This window comes from Halomonas sp. KG2, from assembly GCA_030440445.1.
Classification (GTDB): domain Bacteria; phylum Pseudomonadota; class Gammaproteobacteria; order Pseudomonadales; family Halomonadaceae; genus Vreelandella.
The window spans coordinates 3,583,307-3,600,638 of the sequence record CP098528.1 but is presented as its reverse complement, the minus strand read 5'-3'; the positions used below and the strand labels follow the sequence as shown (position 1 = coordinate 3,600,638).

Below are 17,332 nucleotides of genomic sequence, written 5' to 3'. Positions count from 1 at the left end.
TCTGGAGGTGGCGTATGAAAACCCTCGCTATGCAACGAGGTGGTATCGTCACAATGCTACTCTTTTGGGTGCTGCTATTGGCTGCTGGCACATGGCTATTAGATGGTGGTTTCGAGAAGGTAATGACGCCGAATGCCCATGTGATGTACGCCTCCGCCGATGACGGACCTGTCAATTTGACGCGTAATCGTGCTGGCCATTTTGAAGCTCCTGGGAAAATTAACGGGAAGCCGGTGACCTTTCTATTAGATACGGGGGCGACTTATGTTGCAGTACCGCGCAATTTAGCTAGCGAGTTGGGGCTAAAGCCGGGACGCAGTGCTTGGTTTAATACCGCGAATGGTCGCGCAGAGGGCTCGCTGACACAGCTAGATGAGGTTGTGTTGGGCAACATACGTATGAATGGCGTGCAAGGGTCTATAAGCCCTGGTATGGAAAACGATACCGTACTACTTGGCATGAGTTTTCTTAATTTATTGGTGATTGAAATACGTGGCGGAGAAATGGTGCTGAGCCTGCCTACGGAGTGAATGTTACTTGTCTGCATCGAAACGGTGTGCTTAGCTGGAAATTCATGGAAGCAAACCCGCTAAGGAGCAGTTATGGGCATTGAGGTAGGTGGATTACTAGGGCTTATCTGGCTCATCATTATTGTATGGGCCATTGTTAAAGTTGCTAAGAGTTCAGCAGGTGGGCTGGCAAAGCTGTTATGGATCTTGGCGCTATTATTTTTCCCGTTGGTTGGACTGATCGCGTGGTTTCTATTTGGCCCCAAAGGGTAGCGAACAACACGCTATTTCTAAAAAATAAAAAGCGGGCCACCTCCGTGGTCTGCCTTTTTAGTAACCTAGCGATCAGACTACCTAACGGATCGTGAAGCGGCTTATCACGCAAGCCGTTTTAGTCACTTGGTGGCGCTTTATAATGCCCAGGAATCGTCAGCTTCTCTCCATTAGGCAAATCGCGCACTTGAGTGGGTACGTAAACGCGCTTGATAACACTTTTTGTTTTGCTGTTTCCCATAATGTCCTCCTTCTGCCAGATTATCGACAGTTAGCAACGCCACATTAGCGTTTGGCGGTGTAAGAATCAAGGTGTCTAGCAGGCGAACCATTACATAGGTTATGGGGAAAGAAGTAAGGGGGCAGGCGTTTGAACGGTTTTGAGGTATCCTGGAAGATATTGCAACCTGCGGTTACATAGGGTGAGCGGGTGATAACACAAACTGCCTAAGCGGAGTGAATATAAAGGATGGTAGACCACTTGGAACAGCAATTTCAGGCGCTTGGGGCTCAAGACGCCGCCACACTTGGCTATCCCGATCAAGATCACGTGTTGATTATTGAAGATGACCAGCGCTTGGCAGAGCTGACCCGCGAATATCTGGAGGCAAATGGCTTTCAAGTGACGCTAGAGGCGGATGGTGCAAAAGGCGTGGATCGTATTTTAACACTTCAGCCTGACTTGGTGATTTTGGACTTAATGTTACCGGGCGAGGATGGTTTGGCTATCTGCCGTCGTGTTAGGCCCAACTTTGCTGGTCCTATCATGATGCTAACGGCCCGCACGGATGATCTTGACCAGGTGCTGGGTTTGGAAATGGGGGCCGATGACTATGTGCCAAAACCGGTTCAACCCCGTGTACTCCTAGCGCGTATGCGTGCGTTACTGCGTCGTGCCGATGCACCAGCGCCGGGTGGTGAGATGCGCCTGCGCTTTGAAAATCTAGAGATAGATAACGCAACGCGTGAAGCCTGGCTTTCCGGCGAGCGTATTGATCTCACCAGCGCGGAGTTTGATCTACTGTGGCTGTTGGCGAGCAACGCAGGGCGTGTATTAACCCGAGAAGAAATTTTTAATGAGCTGCGTGGCATTAAATACGATGGTCAGGATCGTTCAATTGACGTGCGGGTTTCGCGTATTCGTCCCAAAGTAGGCGACGACCCTAACCAACCGCACCGGATCAAAACAGTGCGAAGCAAAGGCTATCTTTTTGTCAAAGACAGTTAACTAACAGAGGTTAACCGCATGCGGCGAGTGCTGGGCCACGGTTCTTTTTTAAGGTTTTATCTTCTGTTGGGGCTAGCACTATGCGTGGTATTTTTTATTGCATTGGGCGGGCGTTCTTTTATCGAGCAGATTCGTCGTGAAGATTATCGTGAACAGCTCGCCGCATTGCCGATGTCGTTAATGACGCAGCAGTTAGCGTCAAGTCCGGTAGCTGAAAGAGAAACCATGCTTGCCCGCTTTTCGGAACGGCTGGGTATGCAGCTCTCACTTAAGCGTATTGAGAGTGTGGGGCTTAACTACTTTGAACAAGCTCGCGTTGAGCGAGGCACGGTATTAGTTGCTGAAGACCCCTGGCGGTTACGGCAACGCATACCCAGCGATGAGTGGATGCTGGAAGCAACGTTTGCCGCCTGGAGCGAGCGTCAGTGGCAGGGCAGCATGATACTGCTCGGAGAGTGGCTTGCTAGCATGCCACATGAGGCGAGGGCCGACGCCATCGCTTCGCTAGACACGGGTGGCTGGCCACTTGTCCTGCTTTCAACGCCGCCCTCAGATCTTACTCCAGAACAGCAGTTTCAACTCTCTCAGGGAGGCGTGCTGACGCGGCTGGTGTCGGATAAGCTCTCGCTGATGCTGCTTTACCGGGTGCCTGGTGATAATCAGTGGTTGCAAGCGGGACCGACCTCTCGTGGTGATACGCTGCCGGTCAATTTGCACTTACCTTTGTTGGTAGGCTTGATGGTAGTGCTTAGCCTGATTATTTACTTAATTATGCGCAGTATTGAATCGCGTATGGCGCGTTTAGAGCTTGCTGCGACTAGAATCGCTAGCGGGCGCTTAGAAACCCGGGTGAAAGTGGAAAGCGGAGACTTTTTAGGCCGCCTGGGCATGGCATTCAATGGGATGGCGAATCAAGTTCAGAGCTTGCTAAGAGGCCAGCAAGAGATGATTCGTGCGGTCTCTCATGAATTACGCACGCCGGTGGCCCGTATACGATTCGCGGTGCAAATGGTCGAAGATATGACCGACCAACCTGCGATTCGCCGTCAGCTTCAGGGGATTGATGCTGATATTTCCGAACTAGACGAATTGGTAGACGAAATTCTCACCTATGCTCGCTTGGGGGGGGAATCGAACAATGGCGTTGAATTAGAAATGGCGTTGGTTGAGTGCCGGGCAATGGCTGAGCGAGTTATCGACACGCTGTCGCCGTTGCACCAAAGCCTATCGTTAACGCTGGATGGTAGTGCTGAAGTTGAGTTGTACGCCGAACCTCGCTATTTACAACGAGCGCTGCAGAACCTTGTCAGCAATGCCTGTCGCTATGGCAAGTCGCAAGTAGTGATTCGTCTATGGGATGAGCCTCACCTTGTACGTATTGATATTGAGGATGATGGGCCCGGCATACCACCCGAAGCGCGTAGCGATATCTTCAAGCCGTTTGCCAGACTTGACGATAGTCGAGCCCGTAGCTCTGGGGGCTACGGGCTAGGTTTATCCATTGTGCAAAAAATTATCGCAGGCCATGGCGGTAGCGTCACTGTTGATACCAGCCCTACACTGGGCGGCGCGCGCTTTACGCTGCTGATTCCTCGTCGCGAGTTGCCGGTTTAATGCCTGACAGCACCGCAAATGACGTCTCTTTAGCGGTGCGCAAAAAATCCTGCATCCAAGGCGCTTCTATATTTTCCTCCCGAATGGCAGCATAAAGTGTGCTCCAAATGCCGTTCTCACCCAGTTTTACGGCGCTAACGTAATCCCGCTCTAAATACTCGGTGAGTGCCCAGTTGGGTAGCGCGCAGACGCCTCTACCGCTGGCAACAAGCTGCATCATCATGATGGTGAGCTCTGCGGTGCGAATTTCCTGTGGTCGTACATTGGCGGGAGACAAAAACTGGGTAAACACATCTAGCCGGGAGTGCTCGACTGGGTAGGTGATTAGCGTCTCCTCGGCTAACGCTTGTGGTTCGATAAATGGCCGGCCGGCAAAGGCATGCTGTCGAGCAACCGCCAGCAGTCCCTCATAACGAAACAGCGGTACGTAGTGAACCCCTTCTAGTGGCTGGGGGTCAGCGGTAATCACCAAGTCTAACTGCTCTCTAGCAAGAGCAGGGAGCGGGTCGAAGTGGTGACCACTGGGGATATCAATTTCCACCTCTGGCCAATGGTCGCGAAAATAATCCACCGTTGGCATCAGCCACTGGAAACAGCTGTGGCACTCGATCGCCATGTGTAATCGCCCCTGTTCGGTACCTGCCAAGCGAGCTAAGTCGCGCTCAGTTTTACGCACCTCAGGCAAAATCTCATCCGCCAGGGCCAATAGGCGAAGACCCGCCCGGGTGAATTCTACTGGGCGCGTTTTACGTACAAACAGCGCGCTGTCAACGCGACCTTCCAAGTCTTTTAACTGATGGGAAAGTGCCGACTGCGTTAGGTGAACCCGCTCAGCAGCCTCCACTAAAGAACCGGTTTCCCGGAGGGCAAGCAGCGTGCGCAGGTGGCGTAATTCAATCATTGTGAGTATTTTTCATGATTAGTATTAAAAACTTTAGTTTGATTCATCTTTGTGGGGTGAGCAGACTGTGCGAAATCATTCACGTTGAAAGGTTTCATCATGACAGTTTCTCATATTCTCGGCTATCCCCGAATTGGCGCTCAGCGCGAACTTAAAAAAGCCACCGAAGCCTATTGGAAAGGAGACATCTCACGGGGAGACCTTGAAGCAACAGGGCAGGCGCTCAGGCTTTCTCATTGGCAGACCCAGCAAAACGCGGGCCTCGACTTTATCAGTGTTGGCGATTTTGCATTTTACGACCAGGTACTTAATGTTTCCGTCATGCTGGGAGCGGTGCCCGCGCGTTTTAACGCCCAACACGAAGTTAGCGCAGGCAACGTTGATTTGGATACCGCGTTTCGCATGGCCCGTGGCCGTGCCCCTAGCGGCACACCTGCAGCTGCTTGCGAAATGACCAAGTACTTTGATACCAACTACCACTACTTAGTACCTGAACTGCATGAGGGGCAGACGTTTACGCTAGCGTCTGAGCGCTTATTTAATGAAGTAGATGAAGCTTTACAGGCAGGCTTTACGCCTAAAGTGACGCTAACCGGCCCGCTTACTTGGCTATGGCTAGGCAAGGCTAAAGGTAGTGAATTTGACCGGCTGAACCTGCTAGATAGTGTATTAGATGTGTATAGCGAAATTCTGGCACGCCTAGCCACCCAAGGTATTGAGTGGGTGCAGCTTGACGAGCCTGCTTTGGTGCAAGATCTGCCGTTGGCGTGGCAGCAAGCGTATGAGCGTGCCTATCATCGCCTGCAGTCGGCGCCGCTGAAGCTACTCGTTGCCACTTACTTTGGTGCGCTGGGTGATAACCTTTCGCTAACCACTCGCCTGCCAGTGGCTGGTTTGCATATTGATGCTGTGCGTGCGCAGGGCCAGGTAGAGAGCGTGATTGATCGTTTAAGCCCTCATCAAGTGCTCTCAATTGGCTTAGTCGATGGCCGTAATATTTGGCGTGCTGATTTGGCAGCCCTACGTGAGCGTTTGCTGCCCTTAAAAGTGCGTTTAGGGCAGCGGTTATGGCTGGCGCCCAGCTGTTCGTTGCTGCACGTGCCGGTAGACTTGTCCCAAGAAACCGAGCTAGATAGCGAGCTGGTCGGCTGGCTAGCATTTGCCCGGCAAAAACTGGATGAAGTGGTGACCCTCGCTCGGCTCATTGATAACCGAACAACGTCCATTGATGAGCAGCGGGTGAGCGAGGCAACATATGCTTTGGATAAGCGTCGGGAATCAACCCGAATTCATCAACCTGCTGTCAGCTCACGTCTAGCAGCAATAACGGCTCAAGATAGCCAACGCCAATCACCTTATGCTGCCCGTGCAGCAGCACAGCGCAGAGCGCTTGCGTTACCGCTGTTTCCCACCACCACCATTGGTTCTTTTCCGCAAACAGATGAGATACGCGCTGCTCGTCGGGTATTTAAAGCCGGTGAACTGAGCCAAACGGATTATGAAGCCCGCATGCGTGAAGAAATTGCCTTTGTCGTAGAACGCCAGCAAGCACTAGGGCTTGATGTGCCTGTCCATGGTGAGGCTGAACGTAATGACATGGTGGAGTACTTTGGTGAACAGTTAGAAGGCTTTGCCTTTACGCGCTTCGGCTGGGTACAAAGTTATGGCTCTCGTTGTGTGAAACCACCGATTATTTTTGGTGATGTCACCCGCCAAGTGCCGATGACGGTGAAGTGGAGCGAATATGCCCAATCGCTCACGGATAAGCCCATGAAAGGCATGCTGACAGGACCTGTGACGATTTTGCAGTGGTCGTTTGTGCGTGATGATCAACCTCGCGCAACTACCTGCCGCCAGATCGCCCTGGCGCTGCGTGACGAAGTATTGGATTTGGAAAAAGCCGGTATTCGGATCATTCAAATTGACGAGCCTGCGCTACGTGAAGGCTTACCGCTGCGCCAGCACGAGTGGCAAGACTATTTAGATTGGGCGGTAGAAAGCTTCCAGCTAAGCGCCGCTGGCGTGAAGGATAGCACCCAAATCCATACCCATATGTGCTATTCGGAGTTTAACGACATCATTGGTGCCATCGCTGCGCTAGACGCGGATGTGATTACTATTGAAACCTCACGTTCCGATATGGAGTTGCTGGACGCTTTCCAGGATTTTGCATACCCGAACGAAATTGGGCCAGGGGTTTATGATATCCACACACCCAATATTCCGGATGTTGCGTGGATGGTGGCGCTGATGGAAAAAGCGCTAGAGAAAATCCCTGCCGAGCGGCTATGGGTGAACCCAGATTGTGGTCTAAAAACCCGTGGTTGGGCTGAAGTGGAGCCTGCATTGGCGAATATGGTGGAAGCGGCCAATCAACTGCGTCAGCGTTATGCGTAATTAGCTGATCACCCGCTAGATAAGTAAGTAGGGGTGGTAAAAGTTAATTCTGAACATAGGTACTTCTGAACATAGGTACTTCTAAATATAGGTACTTCTGAACACAGCTACTTATCATTTAAGCCCCGCTGCAGCAGGCAGCGGGGCTTACTGTTTCTCTAGCGGTGATAGCTAGCTTTTTGAGGCGTAGGCATAGAGCAGTGTTTCCTGGGCGCTGATCGGGTCGCCATTGCCAGGGCTCTGCAGTTGATAGCTACCGTCGCTTTGTAGTAGCCAGCTTTGGCAGTTATCTACCAGATAGGTTTCCAGATCTTTACGTACTCGGGTGGCCAGCTTTTTATCCAATAGCGGGAAACAGGTTTCTACGCGATGGAACATATTGCGTGACATAAAATCAGCGCTTGAACACCACGTTTCTGGCTTGCCGTCATTGTGGAAGTGGAAAACACGGGTATGTTCTAAAAAGCGCCCAATAATCGACCGAACGCGGATATTCTCTGAAACACCCTCGATACCAGGTTTCAAACAGCACATGCCACGAATGATCAGGTCGCACTCTACGCCTGCTTGCGAGGCGCGATAAAGCGCTTTGATAAGTTTGGGCTCTGTTAACGAATTGCACTTAATAATGATATGCCCACGCTTACCTTTAAGCGCCACCTGAGCTTCACGGTCAATCATTTCGACTAAGCGCTCGTGAAGCGTAAAGGGGGCGTGAAGCAGGGTGTCGATCTTGCGCGCGCGGCCCATGCCAGAAAGCTGCTGGAACACCTTATGCACGTCCGCGCATAGCGCTGTATTGGCAGTCAGCAGACTATAATCGGTATATAGTTTCGCGGTTTTAGAGTGGTAGTTGCCGGTGCCTAAATGTGCGTAGTGGCGCAGCTCGCCCTTCTCACGCCGCACGATATGCAGCATTTTGGCGTGGGTTTTATAGGCCATGATGCCGTAAATCACGATGGCGCCGGCTTCTTGAAGGCGTGATGCTAACTGAAGATTGTCGGCCTCATCGAAACGCGCCCGCAGCTCGATAACAACGGTGACTTCTTTGCCTTGGCTGGCGGCATCGACCAGAGCACTCACTATCGTTGAGTCTGCGCCTGTACGGTACAGCGTCTGCTTGATTGCCAGTACGTCCGGATCGCGTGCAGCCTCGCGCAGTAAATCTTCGATAGGTGAAAAGGACTGGAACGGGTGGTGAAGCAGAATATCGCTTTTGGCAATAGCGCTAAACAGGCTGCCACCTTTTAATGCTTTTGGCACGCTAGGTGAGTAAGGGCGGTAGAGTAGCTCTGGTCGGTCGACATCGCCGAGAACCGCCATCATGCGGGTCAAATTTACCGGCCCTTGAACACGGTATAAATCGCTGCTTTCTAGCTCAAACTGGCGCAGCAAGAAACTGATCAAGTCATCTGGACAATTATCAGCGACTTCAAGGCGAACACCGCTGCCATAGCGGCGGGCTAATAGCTCGCCACGTAGCGCTGAGGCCAAGTCTGAGACCTCTTCTGGGTCGACGGTCATATCGGCATTGCGGGTCAGCCGGAACTGATAACAACCGCGCACACGCATGCCGGGGAAGAGTTCCTCTGCATGTGCGTGAATCATCGACGATAAGAAAATATACTCGGAGAAGCCTTCTGCACATAGCGCTTTAGGCAGCGCCATCAAACGAGGCAGTGAGCGGGGTGCTGGCAGTATTGCCATACCGCCAGCCCGGCCAAAGGCGTCCTTTCCCTCTAGCTCAACAATGAAGTTGAGGCTTTTATTAACCAAACGCGGGAACGGGTGGGAAGGATCTAAGCCAATGGGGCTGATGACCGGCATGATCTCGTTATCAAAAAAATCTTTCACCCAGGCTTTTTGCTCGTCGGTCCACTGATCGCGACGACGAAAGCGTAATCCCTGAGCTTCCAGCGCGGGCAGCAGTGTTTCGTTCAATATTTGATATTGGCGGGCAATTTGCTGATGCGCGATATCCGAAATTTCTGCCAACACAGCCTTGGGTAAGCGGCCATCAGCGGCGGTGGTATCGTCGCCTAGTGCCATTTGGTGTTTAAGCCCAGCGACTCTTATCTCAAAAAACTCATCCATGTTGGATGAAAAGATCAGCAGAAACATCAGCCGGTTAAGTAGCGGATGCGCATCGTCCAGGGCTTGTTCAAGCACCCGGATATTGAATTGCAGATGAGAAAGCTCGCGATTGAAGTAGAGCTGCGGATCGTCAAGATCCGCCTCCAAATGAGACTCTTTCGCGTGAACTCCGGTGGGGGTACGATTGATGCGCAATGGCAAAGCTTCTCCCTCGCCACTTACTGTCTCGTTTGCAGCGTTCGTTGACTCGCTAGAAAATACTGGCGTGGAATCTGCTGATTGATCGTCCATGGTTGCCCCCCCGGTGGTGGTTCATACTCATCATAGCGTGATAATTGCTGTTGATAGGAGTATGCCGGGAAAAGATGACAAACTAGTGTCACTGGTTTGTCATCTTTACGGACTGATCTACTAAACTAACGCTGCAATAAGCGTGCTGCTTCTAACGCAAAATAGGTTAAAATTCCATCAGCTCCTGCGCGCTTGAAGCACATCAGTGACTCAAGAATCACCGGTTCGGCCTCAAGCCAGCCGTTATCGAAAGCAGCGCGATGCATGGCGTATTCACCGCTGACTTGGTAGGCAAATGTCGGTACTTGGAGTTCGCTTTTTACACGGCGTACGATATCCAAGTAAGGCATACCGGGTTTCACCATCACCATATCGGCGCCTTCGGCGATATCCATAGCCACTTCATGCAGCGCTTCATCGCTATTGGCAGGATCCATCTGATAGGTGCGTTTATCTGCTTTGCCAAGGTTAGTGGCAGACCCGACTGCATCACGGAAGGGGCCGTAATACTTAGAGGCATACTTAGCGCTATACGCCATAATACGCACATTATGCAGGTGTTCTTGCTCTAACACTTGGCGGATGGCGCCGATGCGGCCATCCATCATATCGGAGGGGGCTACGACATCGGCGCCTGCTTCGGCGTGAGAGAGCGCTTGTTTGAGCAGCGTATCCACTGTGCGGTCATTTTGCACATAGCCGTGCTCATCAAGAATGCCGTCCTGCCCGTGGCTAGTATAGGGGTCAAGGGCGACATCGGTAATAATGCCAAGCTCTGGTAGTGCTTCTTTTAGCGCCCGCACACTACGCTGGACAAGACCATTCGAGTTGTAAGCCTCTTCTGCTAACTCGCTTTTTTGCTCAGCGCCGACAACGGGGAAGAGAGCTAAGGCAGGAATACCCAGCGCGTAGGCCTCACGTGCCTGCTCTATCAGCAGGTCGATGGAAAGACGCTCAACACCGGGCATTGAGGCAATTGCTTCGCGTTGATTTTCGCCTTCCAGTACAAAAACCGGCAAAATCAAATCACTGGGTGTTAGCGTCGACTCCTGCATTAAGCGACGGGAGAAATCGTCGCGACGCATACGGCGAAGTCGGGTAGCAGGGAAGTGACGGGGAGCAGAGGTGTTCAACGGCTTTCTCCAAACAATCGCATAGTCAATCGAATAGTAGGTGCCTTAAAAGGCCTAACGTGAGTATATCAGTCCTGCACTGCAGCGAAAGCAGGCTTGTGGTAGCTGGCTTGTAGTGGCTTTATAGACTGACTAAAGTGAGCCACTCAGCGACGCTAAGTGGCGACGATTTAACAGCGATAATAAGCGCTACGATAAGGAGATAAGCATGACCAAACAGGTAGCAATCGTATTAGCAGGCTGCGGCGTTTTTGATGGTTCTGAAATCTATGAAACAACGCTAACGCTGCTGCGCCTTGATCAGTTGGGGATTGGCTATCGCTGCTTTGCGCCAGATGTCGCTCAGCATCATGTGATTAACCACTTAACCCAAGAGCCTGTTGAGGGTGAGCAGCGCAATGTGTTGCAGGAGTCTGCGCGCCTTGCCCGGGGTGATATTAGCCCGATTACTGAGCTAGATGCTGACGACTTTGATGCGGTCATTGTTCCTGGTGGCTTTGGTGTCGCTAAAAACCTGTCTGATTTTGCCGACAAGGGCGACAGTATGCAGGTACTTGAGAGCGTAAAAGAGGCGCTGGTAGGCTTTAAGGAAGAGGCAAAACCCATTGGCCTGATGTGTATTTCTCCTGTTTTGGTCCCGCGCCTACTTGGCGAAGGGGTGGCCGTGACCATTGGTCATGATCCGAGTGTTTCTGGCGCCATTAGTGCGATGGGTGGCCTGCACCGCAGCTGTGGCGTAGAAGACATTGTGGTGGATCATGAGCACCGGGTGGTAACGACGCCTGCTTATATGCTGGCGACCCGTATCAGTGAGGCCGCAACAGGTATCTTTAAGTTGGTAGACCGCATTGATGAAATGATGGGCTAATATTTTCTAGGTAATCGGCTATTCGTATGAAGCGTAAAAAGCCTCTGTCATGTTTCCATGACAGAGGCTTTTTTTGAGCAGTGGATCGTCTTTAATAGTGCTTTTAGGTCTCTTGTTCCTCAGCGTCATCCGCCTTTGCCTTACGGCGTACCAACCGGCCAAACAGTAGGCCCACCTCATAAAGTAGATACATCGGTATCGCTAACAGGCTTTGAGAAATAATGTCGGGAGGGGTAAGCAGCATGCCCACCACAAAGCAGCCTAAAATAATGTAGGGGCGCTTTTTAGAAAGGCTTTCGACCGTGGTCGCACCAGACAGGATCAACAGAAATGTTGCGATGGGGATTTCAAACGCAACACCAAAGGCGAAAAACAGCTTCAGTACAAAGTTCAGATACTGATTAATATCGGTCATTACCGCCACGTTTTCCGGCCCGGTCTGGGTGAAAAACTCAAAGAGCAGCGGGAAAACCACGTAATAAGCGAAGGCCGCCCCAGCGTAAAATAGCGCTATGCTGGAGACCAGAATGGGTATCGCCAGCGCTTTTTCGTTATCGTAAAGCCCAGGTGCTACAAACGCCCATGCTTGGTGCAGTACGAAGGGGATAGCGATAAAAACGGCGACTACCAGGGTTAGTTTGAAGGGCGCCAAGAAGGGCGAGGCTACCTCGGTGGCGATCATCTGTGAGCCTTCTGGCAACAGGGCCATTAATGGCTCAGCCACAAAGCTGTAGATGTCATTAGCAAAGGCATAAAGGCCAAGAAATACGACTAATACAACCACGACCGCTTTCATAAGCCGCGAGCGTAGTTCAATCAGGTGCTCAATAAGAGGCGCTTGGCCTTGGTCTTTACGTGGCTCCTGGGAATCGCCAGACATGCTCATTGGTGATTACTATCCTTTGTAAGATCTGCCTTTGTAAGATCCGCCTTTGTAAGATCCGCTTTTTTAATATCGGCATTTTCCACATCCGCTTGCTTAGCATTATTGCTAGGCTCACTCTTGCCGCTAGGATTCACCGCGCGCAGTTCATCGGTAGCACGTTGATGAGACGTTGAGGAAGAGGCTGCTGGCGTGTCTTCGCGTACTGTTTGCAGGGCATCATCTAGCCGAGCACTCGCGTTGGCAACCCGCTGCTCGGTCTCGTTTTGGGTCGCTTGTGTCGAAGTGCTGGAAGAAGAGGGGGCGTCGGCAATGCTCTCAACATCCTGCTTGGCTTTTTTGAGACTGTCATCGAGCTTTTTCTGTTGCTCGTTGAGTTTTTGACGCAACTCCTCTGCTTCCAACTGAGCGCTGATTTCGCGCTGCATACCGGATACCGTACGCTTGATTTTGCCAATCCACATGCCTGCTGTGCGAGCCGCTCTAGGCAGGCGCTCTGGGCCAAGCACCAGAAGCCCGACGATACCAATCAGCATCAGTTCAAGAAAGCCGATATCCAGCATGGGTTATTTGCGCTCTTCGTTACGTTCTGTGGGGCGTTCTTCGGCGGCACGCTTCTCTTCTGCTTGAACATCATAGGTGTTACCAGCCTCTTCGTGGCTTACTTTCGCCTGAGGTTGGTCAGCATCTTTTTTGTCGCCGTCTTTCTCTTCTTCGTTAATGGCCTTCTTAAAGCCTTTGACTGCACCGCCTAAGTCGGTGCCCACATTACGCAGTTTCTTGGTGCCGAAAATTAGGATGATAATGCCCAGAACAATCAGCAACTGCCAAATACTGATACCACCTAACATATGCATTTCCTCATCAGTGCAGGTTAACGTTGTGTGCGGGACGCTTTTTCGTCATGACCAGAAATACCAAACCGCCGTGCTAGCTCATCTAAAACGCGCTGATGATCCAGTTCAAGGTGCGACAGCATCACCAAACTATGAAACCACAGGTCGGCGGTTTCAGCGATCACAGCTTGATGCGCTTGTTCGCCGCCGTGCTCGGCATCTTTAGCAGCCAAAATTGTTTCGGTCGCCTCTTCGCCGACTTTTTCGAGTATCTTGTTCAAACCCTTATGATGCAAGGAGGCAACATAAGAATCTTCTGCACAAGCATGTCGACGCTGCTTTAAGACCTCCGCGAGTGCATCTAGCACTTGCGTCGTCTGGGTAGAATCAGTCATAGGCATCCTTTTATCAATCATCACAGCGCTTTCGCCAAAGATCAGTGCTTTCGCCAAGGGCGACACTGAGACGCTTTATCTTACTGCCAGAATGTTTCATTGCCATAGCAGCAGCAACAAACCTACTCCCGCAGCGGCTAAGACAGGCCACTCTTGAGCCGATGCCCAGCTGCTCAGCGGCTGCCAAGCCAGGGCAATAGCAAGCAAAATAAGGCCGATACGCAGTCGGTAATGACGCTTATGCTGGCGCGTCAGTTGCTGCTGAACGTCACTAATTGAGGTTACTTGCTGATGACGCTGGCGGTGTTCATGCTCCATTCGACTCAGTGCCTGATGCGCTAGCGCGGGTAGCTCAGGCAACTGATGAGAAAGCTCCGGCGCTTGGCGTTTGAGCGACTCCCAAAGGCCGCCGATACCCGCGCGCTGTTTCATCCACTTTTCTAGATATGGTTTCGCAGTGCTCCACAGGTCCAGGTCAGGATAAAGCTGACGACCCAGCCCTTCGATGTTAAGCAGCGTTTTTTGCAACAATACTAACTGTGGCTGTACTTCCATATTAAAACGTCGTGCTGTTTGAAACAGTCCTAACAGCACCTGCCCAAACGAAATATCTTTTAGCGGCTTTTCAAGAATGGGCTCGCATACGGTACGAATAGCGGCTGCGAACTCGTTAGCGCGGGTGTTTTCGCCCACCCAGCCGGACTCAATATGTAACGCTGCTACTTCGTAATAATCTTGATGGAAAAAGGCTAGTAGATTGCGCGCTAGGTAGTCTTGATCTTCTCGAGTAAGGCTCCCCACGATGCCGCAGTCGATGGCGATATACTGTGGATCTTCAGGATCATCGCAGTTAACAAAGATATTGCCGGGGTGCATATCGGCATGGAAGAAGTTATCTCGGAAGACCTGGGTGAAGAAGATTTCTACGCCGCGTTCAGCCAGCTTCTTAAGGTTGGTTCCACGCGCAATAAGGGTATCTAAATCAGCCACTGGTACGCCGCGAATGCGCTCCTGGACCATGACATGGCGGCGGGTGTATGACCAATAGATTGTCGGCACAAACAGCAGCGGTGAGTCTTTGAAGTTACGCTTAAGTTGCGATGTGTTTGCCGCTTCTTTGTAGAGATCAAGCTCGTCAAATAAGGTGGCTTCGTAATCACGAATCACTTCTACGGGGCGTAAGCGTTTTGCGTCAGGCACTTTACCCAGCAACTTAGCGATTTGATACATCAGCGCCATATCTTGGCGCATAATGCGCTCGATGCCGGGGCGAATAATTTTGACGACGACATCTTCACCGCTATGCAGCGTTGCCGCATGCACCTGGGCAATCGATGCTGACGCTAAAGGCACTCGGTCAAAGGCGGCAAATGCCTCTACAAGCGACATTTCAAGCTCTTTTTCGACCCGTGCAGCGGCTAGTTCGCCGGGGAAGGGCGGCACTTGGTCTTGCAGCCGTTTTAATTCATCGGCGATGTCTTCGGGCAATAGGTCTCGACGGGTCGAGAGCATTTGGCCAAATTTAATAAAAATCGGCCCCAGCGCTTCCAAGGCCAGGCGCAGTCGCTCGCCGCGACTGCGCTGCCCGACAGGAAACAGTTTTAGAGGCGAAAGCGTCATTAAGGCACGTAGCCAGAACGGTAGCCGCTCAACGGGTATCAACGTATCCAAGCGATGGCGAGCCACTATCCAAGAGATCTTCAATAACCGCAGGCTCATCAGTGCGGCTCCTCGAGGTGTGGCTGCTTGTTTGGCGACTGGCTGGCCGTCAACTGTGTCAAACGCTTATGCAGGCGATTGAGCTTGGCTTCCAGGCGGTCGGTGGAGATCTCTAGTTCGGTCAAATGATCGCGGAGCACATCGCGCTGTTGGCGGCCGGGGAGTATGCGGGCTTCTTCAAATACGTATTCAGAAACGTCTTGCAGCAGCTCATCTTTCGCTCTTAGCCCCCAGCGCGCGGCGCGTCGGACACCTTCGGCCAGTGAATGAGCGGGCATATCTCCCAGCCAGCGAGCTAGCTCGCCTTCCCAGTCGATATCCAGATCAAAGAGTAGGTCTCGGGTGGCTTCCAGAAGGTGGATGCGGCCACGCACAGAAAGCTTGCCATCAAACATCAACCGCTCAATGGAGGAGCCACTTAACCACTCAGAGAGTGTTTCAGGAGTGAGTTCGACGATGGCATCGACGTCAGTTTCGTCTAAATCATCGCCACGCAGCAGATCAATACCTGCATGGTGGTAGTGCAGCACCAGCTGAAGGTGAGGCTTTTCAAGCCTTACCAGTAGTCGACTTCCTGCTAACGCGGACAAACGCGCAGGCGCAGCCGGATCACGGGCAAGCAAGGCGTTCAACGTGCGTTCACATCCGGCCAGCAACAGGGTCGGGGTGACTAGCATGCTGACCTCATTGTCGGTGAGTTCATAATTTAATGCCGCGGTGAAGGGCAACGATGCCGCCGGTCAGGTTGGTATATTCAACCCGATCAAGCCCTGCCGTTTCCATCATGCCTTTCAGGGTTTCCTGGTCGGGATGCATGCGAATAGATTCGGCGAGGTAGCGATAACTCTCACCGTCCCCGGCTACTAGTTCGCCCATTTTAGGCAGCAGGCGGAAGGAGTACTCATCGTAGGCTTTCGACAGCAGCGCACTATTTGGCTTTGAAAACTCCAGCACTAGCAACCGTCCGCCGGGCTTTAGCACGCGTGTCATAGAGCGCAGTGCAGCGTCTTTGTCGGTGACGTTGCGCAGTCCGAAGGCAATCGTAATGCAGTCAAAACTGTTGTCCGGAAATGGCAGGCACTCGGCGTTGGCTTGTACAAACTCAACGTTGCCTCCGACGCCATTATCCATCAGTTTGTCGCGGCCAACGTTGAGCATGGAGGCGTTAATGTCAGCCAATACCACTTTGCCACGCGGGCCAACCAGACGAGAGAATTTGAGCGTTAAATCGCCAGTGCCGCCAGCAATATCCAGCACGTGGTGCCCAGGACGAACGCCTGCGCGCTCAATAGCAAGGCGTTTCCAGACGCGATGGATGCCCATAGACATCAGGTCATTCATGATGTCATAGCGCGCAGCTACCGAATGAAAGACATCGGCAACACGAGACGCTTTTTCGTCAACTGCGACTTCCTGATAACCAAAATGGGTGGTGCGTTTTTCAGTGGGGCTCATGGGGCTCTAGCTCCCGAGTTCGAGGCGGTAATAGTCGACCAAAAGGTCGTCGCAATAAATGGTTAGCGACATTGTAGCCTTCTCACCCCCAACTTGTCTGCGCTTCAACTGAGGTGAAGCGTCACAGCTGTTTGAATTGGATGCTGGCCGGTTCGCGGGAGGCGCCGGCCTCTTCAAGGCGTTGTAGGTAGTTTTGCCAGTAATCTGTTTGGTGCTGAGCTAAGTCGTAAAGATAGTTCCAGCTGTAAAGGCCGCTGTCGTGGCCGTCGTCAAAATGCAATTTCAGAGCGTAATTGCCGGCTTGGGTAATGTTTTGCAGGCCGACATCTTTTTTACCCACTTGCAGCACGGCAGTATCGCCGCCGTGGCCACGCACTTCGGCTGAAGGTGAGTAAACCCGTAAAAACTCGACAGGCAGCCGAAAGCTTTCACCCGTGGCGTAGCCAAGTTCTAGCTCGCGAGCCTGCTTATGGTAGTGAACCCGCGTTGGGGTGGGGGCATTCGTAGAAGTAGGGGCATTCATGGCTGACGTCACCTTTTACGATATTGAGCTAAAGCGGATTGACCGACTATTTGCGCCTTAGCAAATGCGTGAAGGCAAGCGCCACGGCTAACGTTTGATCGACAGGACGTCGATCAAGCACGAGCAACATGGATTTGTTCTCGTGCGTAACGTTAGACGCAGCGCAGCCTGGACAGCAGCATTTGCGTGCGTAAAAAGCGGGCAAGCTGCTGC

17 protein-coding genes are annotated in these 17,332 nt (G+C 52.1%); 6 read left to right on the top strand and 11 right to left on the bottom strand.

Annotated elements, in window-relative coordinates:
- Positions 1-14 precede the first annotated feature (14 nt).
- The 4 genes from NDQ72_16615 to NDQ72_16600 all read left to right on the top strand — a co-directional run bounded on the left by NDQ72_16615 (position 15) and on the right by NDQ72_16600 (position 3,624).
- Positions 15-530: a TIGR02281 family clan AA aspartic protease gene (locus NDQ72_16615; protein WKD27647.1), complete on the top strand. Its 516-nt coding sequence runs from the start codon at positions 15-17 to the stop codon at positions 528-530.
- 72 nt (positions 531-602) lie between these two features.
- On the top strand, positions 603-782 hold the full coding sequence (locus NDQ72_16610) for a PLDc N-terminal domain-containing protein (GenBank protein ID WKD27646.1): 180 nt from the start codon (positions 603-605) through the stop codon (positions 780-782).
- A gap of 469 nt (positions 783-1,251) precedes the next feature.
- Positions 1,252-2,010, top strand: a complete 759-nt coding sequence (locus tag NDQ72_16605; protein ID WKD27645.1) for a winged helix-turn-helix domain-containing protein — start codon at positions 1,252-1,254, stop codon at positions 2,008-2,010.
- A gap of 18 nt (positions 2,011-2,028) precedes the next feature.
- A complete protein-coding gene (locus NDQ72_16600) occupies positions 2,029-3,624 on the top strand; it encodes an ATP-binding protein (GenBank protein WKD27644.1) in 1,596 nt (531 codons plus the stop codon).
- Here the strand turns inward: NDQ72_16600 and NDQ72_16595 are convergent.
- Positions 3,587-4,525 (bottom strand): LysR family transcriptional regulator, encoded by a 939-nt coding sequence (locus NDQ72_16595; protein WKD27643.1) that lies wholly within the window; start codon positions 4,523-4,525, stop codon positions 3,587-3,589. The two genes, NDQ72_16600 and NDQ72_16595, sit on opposite strands and share 38 nt — an antisense overlap.
- A 99-nt stretch (positions 4,526-4,624) precedes the next feature.
- On the opposite strand from NDQ72_16595, the gene metE reads away from it, so the two are divergent.
- A complete protein-coding gene (metE, locus tag NDQ72_16590; protein ID WKD27642.1) occupies positions 4,625-6,922 on the top strand; it encodes a 5-methyltetrahydropteroyltriglutamate--homocysteine S-methyltransferase in 2,298 nt (765 codons plus the stop codon).
- A gap of 171 nt (positions 6,923-7,093) precedes the next feature.
- Here metE and ppk1 read toward each other — a convergent pair whose 3' ends face one another.
- Together ppk1 and hemB are read right to left on the bottom strand one after the other, a co-directional pair.
- A complete protein-coding gene (gene ppk1 / locus NDQ72_16585) occupies positions 7,094-9,307 on the bottom strand; it encodes a polyphosphate kinase 1 (protein ID WKD27641.1) in 2,214 nt (737 codons plus the stop codon).
- Positions 9,308-9,432: 125 nt separating this feature from the next.
- Positions 9,433-10,440: a porphobilinogen synthase gene (gene hemB / locus NDQ72_16580; GenBank protein ID WKD27640.1), complete on the bottom strand. Its 1,008-nt coding sequence runs from the start codon at positions 10,438-10,440 to the stop codon at positions 9,433-9,435.
- Between the two features lie 208 nt (positions 10,441-10,648).
- Between hemB and elbB the strand changes: the two genes are divergently transcribed.
- Complete coding sequence (gene elbB, locus NDQ72_16575; protein WKD27639.1) at positions 10,649-11,308, top strand: isoprenoid biosynthesis glyoxalase ElbB; 660 nt, start codon at positions 10,649-10,651, stop codon at positions 11,306-11,308.
- A gap of 103 nt (positions 11,309-11,411) precedes the next feature.
- Here elbB and tatC read toward each other — a convergent pair whose 3' ends face one another.
- From tatC to NDQ72_16535, 8 genes are all read right to left on the bottom strand, one after another.
- Entirely contained in the window at positions 11,412-12,194 is a 783-nt protein-coding gene (tatC, locus tag NDQ72_16570; GenBank protein WKD27638.1) for a twin-arginine translocase subunit TatC, read from the bottom strand.
- Entirely contained in the window at positions 12,191-12,754 is a 564-nt protein-coding gene (gene tatB / locus NDQ72_16565) for a Sec-independent protein translocase protein TatB (GenBank protein ID WKD27637.1), read from the bottom strand. The genes tatC and tatB overlap by 4 nt, the downstream gene beginning before the upstream one ends.
- Before the next feature lie 3 nt (positions 12,755-12,757).
- Positions 12,758-13,042, bottom strand: a complete 285-nt coding sequence (gene tatA, locus NDQ72_16560; protein WKD27636.1) for a Sec-independent protein translocase subunit TatA — start codon at positions 13,040-13,042, stop codon at positions 12,758-12,760.
- A 23-nt stretch (positions 13,043-13,065) separates the two neighbouring features.
- On the bottom strand, positions 13,066-13,422 hold the full coding sequence (locus tag NDQ72_16555) for a phosphoribosyl-ATP diphosphatase (protein ID WKD30428.1): 357 nt from the start codon (positions 13,420-13,422) through the stop codon (positions 13,066-13,068).
- Between the two features lie 96 nt (positions 13,423-13,518).
- Positions 13,519-15,141: a ubiquinone biosynthesis regulatory protein kinase UbiB gene (ubiB, locus tag NDQ72_16550; protein ID WKD27635.1), complete on the bottom strand. Its 1,623-nt coding sequence runs from the start codon at positions 15,139-15,141 to the stop codon at positions 13,519-13,521.
- Positions 15,141-15,818, bottom strand: coding sequence for an SCP2 sterol-binding domain-containing protein (locus NDQ72_16545; protein WKD27634.1), 678 nt, complete (start codon positions 15,816-15,818; stop codon positions 15,141-15,143). Before NDQ72_16545 ends, ubiB begins: the two co-directional genes overlap by 1 nt.
- A gap of 22 nt (positions 15,819-15,840) precedes the next feature.
- Positions 15,841-16,596 carry a bifunctional demethylmenaquinone methyltransferase/2-methoxy-6-polyprenyl-1,4-benzoquinol methylase UbiE gene (gene ubiE, locus NDQ72_16540; GenBank protein WKD27633.1) on the bottom strand — a complete coding sequence of 252 codons (756 nt, stop codon included), beginning with the start codon at positions 16,594-16,596 and terminating at the stop codon, positions 15,841-15,843.
- Between the two features lie 121 nt (positions 16,597-16,717).
- Complete coding sequence (locus NDQ72_16535) at positions 16,718-17,119, bottom strand: DUF971 domain-containing protein (protein ID WKD27632.1); 402 nt, start codon at positions 17,117-17,119, stop codon at positions 16,718-16,720.
- Positions 17,120-17,332 lie beyond the last annotated feature (213 nt).

Bases quoted from the DNA above. Each gene is read 5' to 3' on its own strand.
- elbB (WKD27639.1), top strand. From the start codon at position 10,649: ATGACCAAACAGGTAGCAATCGTATTAGCAGGCTGCGGCGTTTTTGAT.
- NDQ72_16600 (WKD27644.1), top strand. From the start codon at position 2,029: ATGCGGCGAGTGCTGGGCCACGGTTCTTTTTTAAGGTTTTATCTTCTG.
- NDQ72_16555 (WKD30428.1), bottom strand. From the start codon at position 13,422: ATGACTGATTCTACCCAGACGACGCAAGTGCTAGATGCACTCGCGGAG.
- NDQ72_16595 (WKD27643.1), bottom strand. From the start codon at position 4,525: ATGATTGAATTACGCCACCTGCGCACGCTGCTTGCCCTCCGGGAAACC.
- NDQ72_16610 (WKD27646.1), top strand. From the start codon at position 603: ATGGGCATTGAGGTAGGTGGATTACTAGGGCTTATCTGGCTCATCATT.
- NDQ72_16605 (WKD27645.1), top strand. From the start codon at position 1,252: ATGGTAGACCACTTGGAACAGCAATTTCAGGCGCTTGGGGCTCAAGAC.
- ubiE (WKD27633.1), bottom strand. From the start codon at position 16,596: ATGAGCCCCACTGAAAAACGCACCACCCATTTTGGTTATCAGGAAGTC.
- tatC (WKD27638.1), bottom strand. From the start codon at position 12,194: ATGAGCATGTCTGGCGATTCCCAGGAGCCACGTAAAGACCAAGGCCAA.
- ppk1 (WKD27641.1), bottom strand. From the start codon at position 9,307: ATGGACGATCAATCAGCAGATTCCACGCCAGTATTTTCTAGCGAGTCA.
- tatB (WKD27637.1), bottom strand. From the start codon at position 12,754: ATGCTGGATATCGGCTTTCTTGAACTGATGCTGATTGGTATCGTCGGG.
- tatA (WKD27636.1), bottom strand. From the start codon at position 13,042: ATGTTAGGTGGTATCAGTATTTGGCAGTTGCTGATTGTTCTGGGCATT.
- NDQ72_16615 (WKD27647.1), top strand. From the start codon at position 15: ATGAAAACCCTCGCTATGCAACGAGGTGGTATCGTCACAATGCTACTC.
- NDQ72_16535 (WKD27632.1), bottom strand. From the start codon at position 17,119: ATGAATGCCCCTACTTCTACGAATGCCCCCACCCCAACGCGGGTTCAC.
- NDQ72_16545 (WKD27634.1), bottom strand. From the start codon at position 15,818: ATGCTAGTCACCCCGACCCTGTTGCTGGCCGGATGTGAACGCACGTTG.
- ubiB (WKD27635.1), bottom strand. From the start codon at position 15,141: ATGAGCCTGCGGTTATTGAAGATCTCTTGGATAGTGGCTCGCCATCGC.
- metE (WKD27642.1), top strand. From the start codon at position 4,625: ATGACAGTTTCTCATATTCTCGGCTATCCCCGAATTGGCGCTCAGCGC.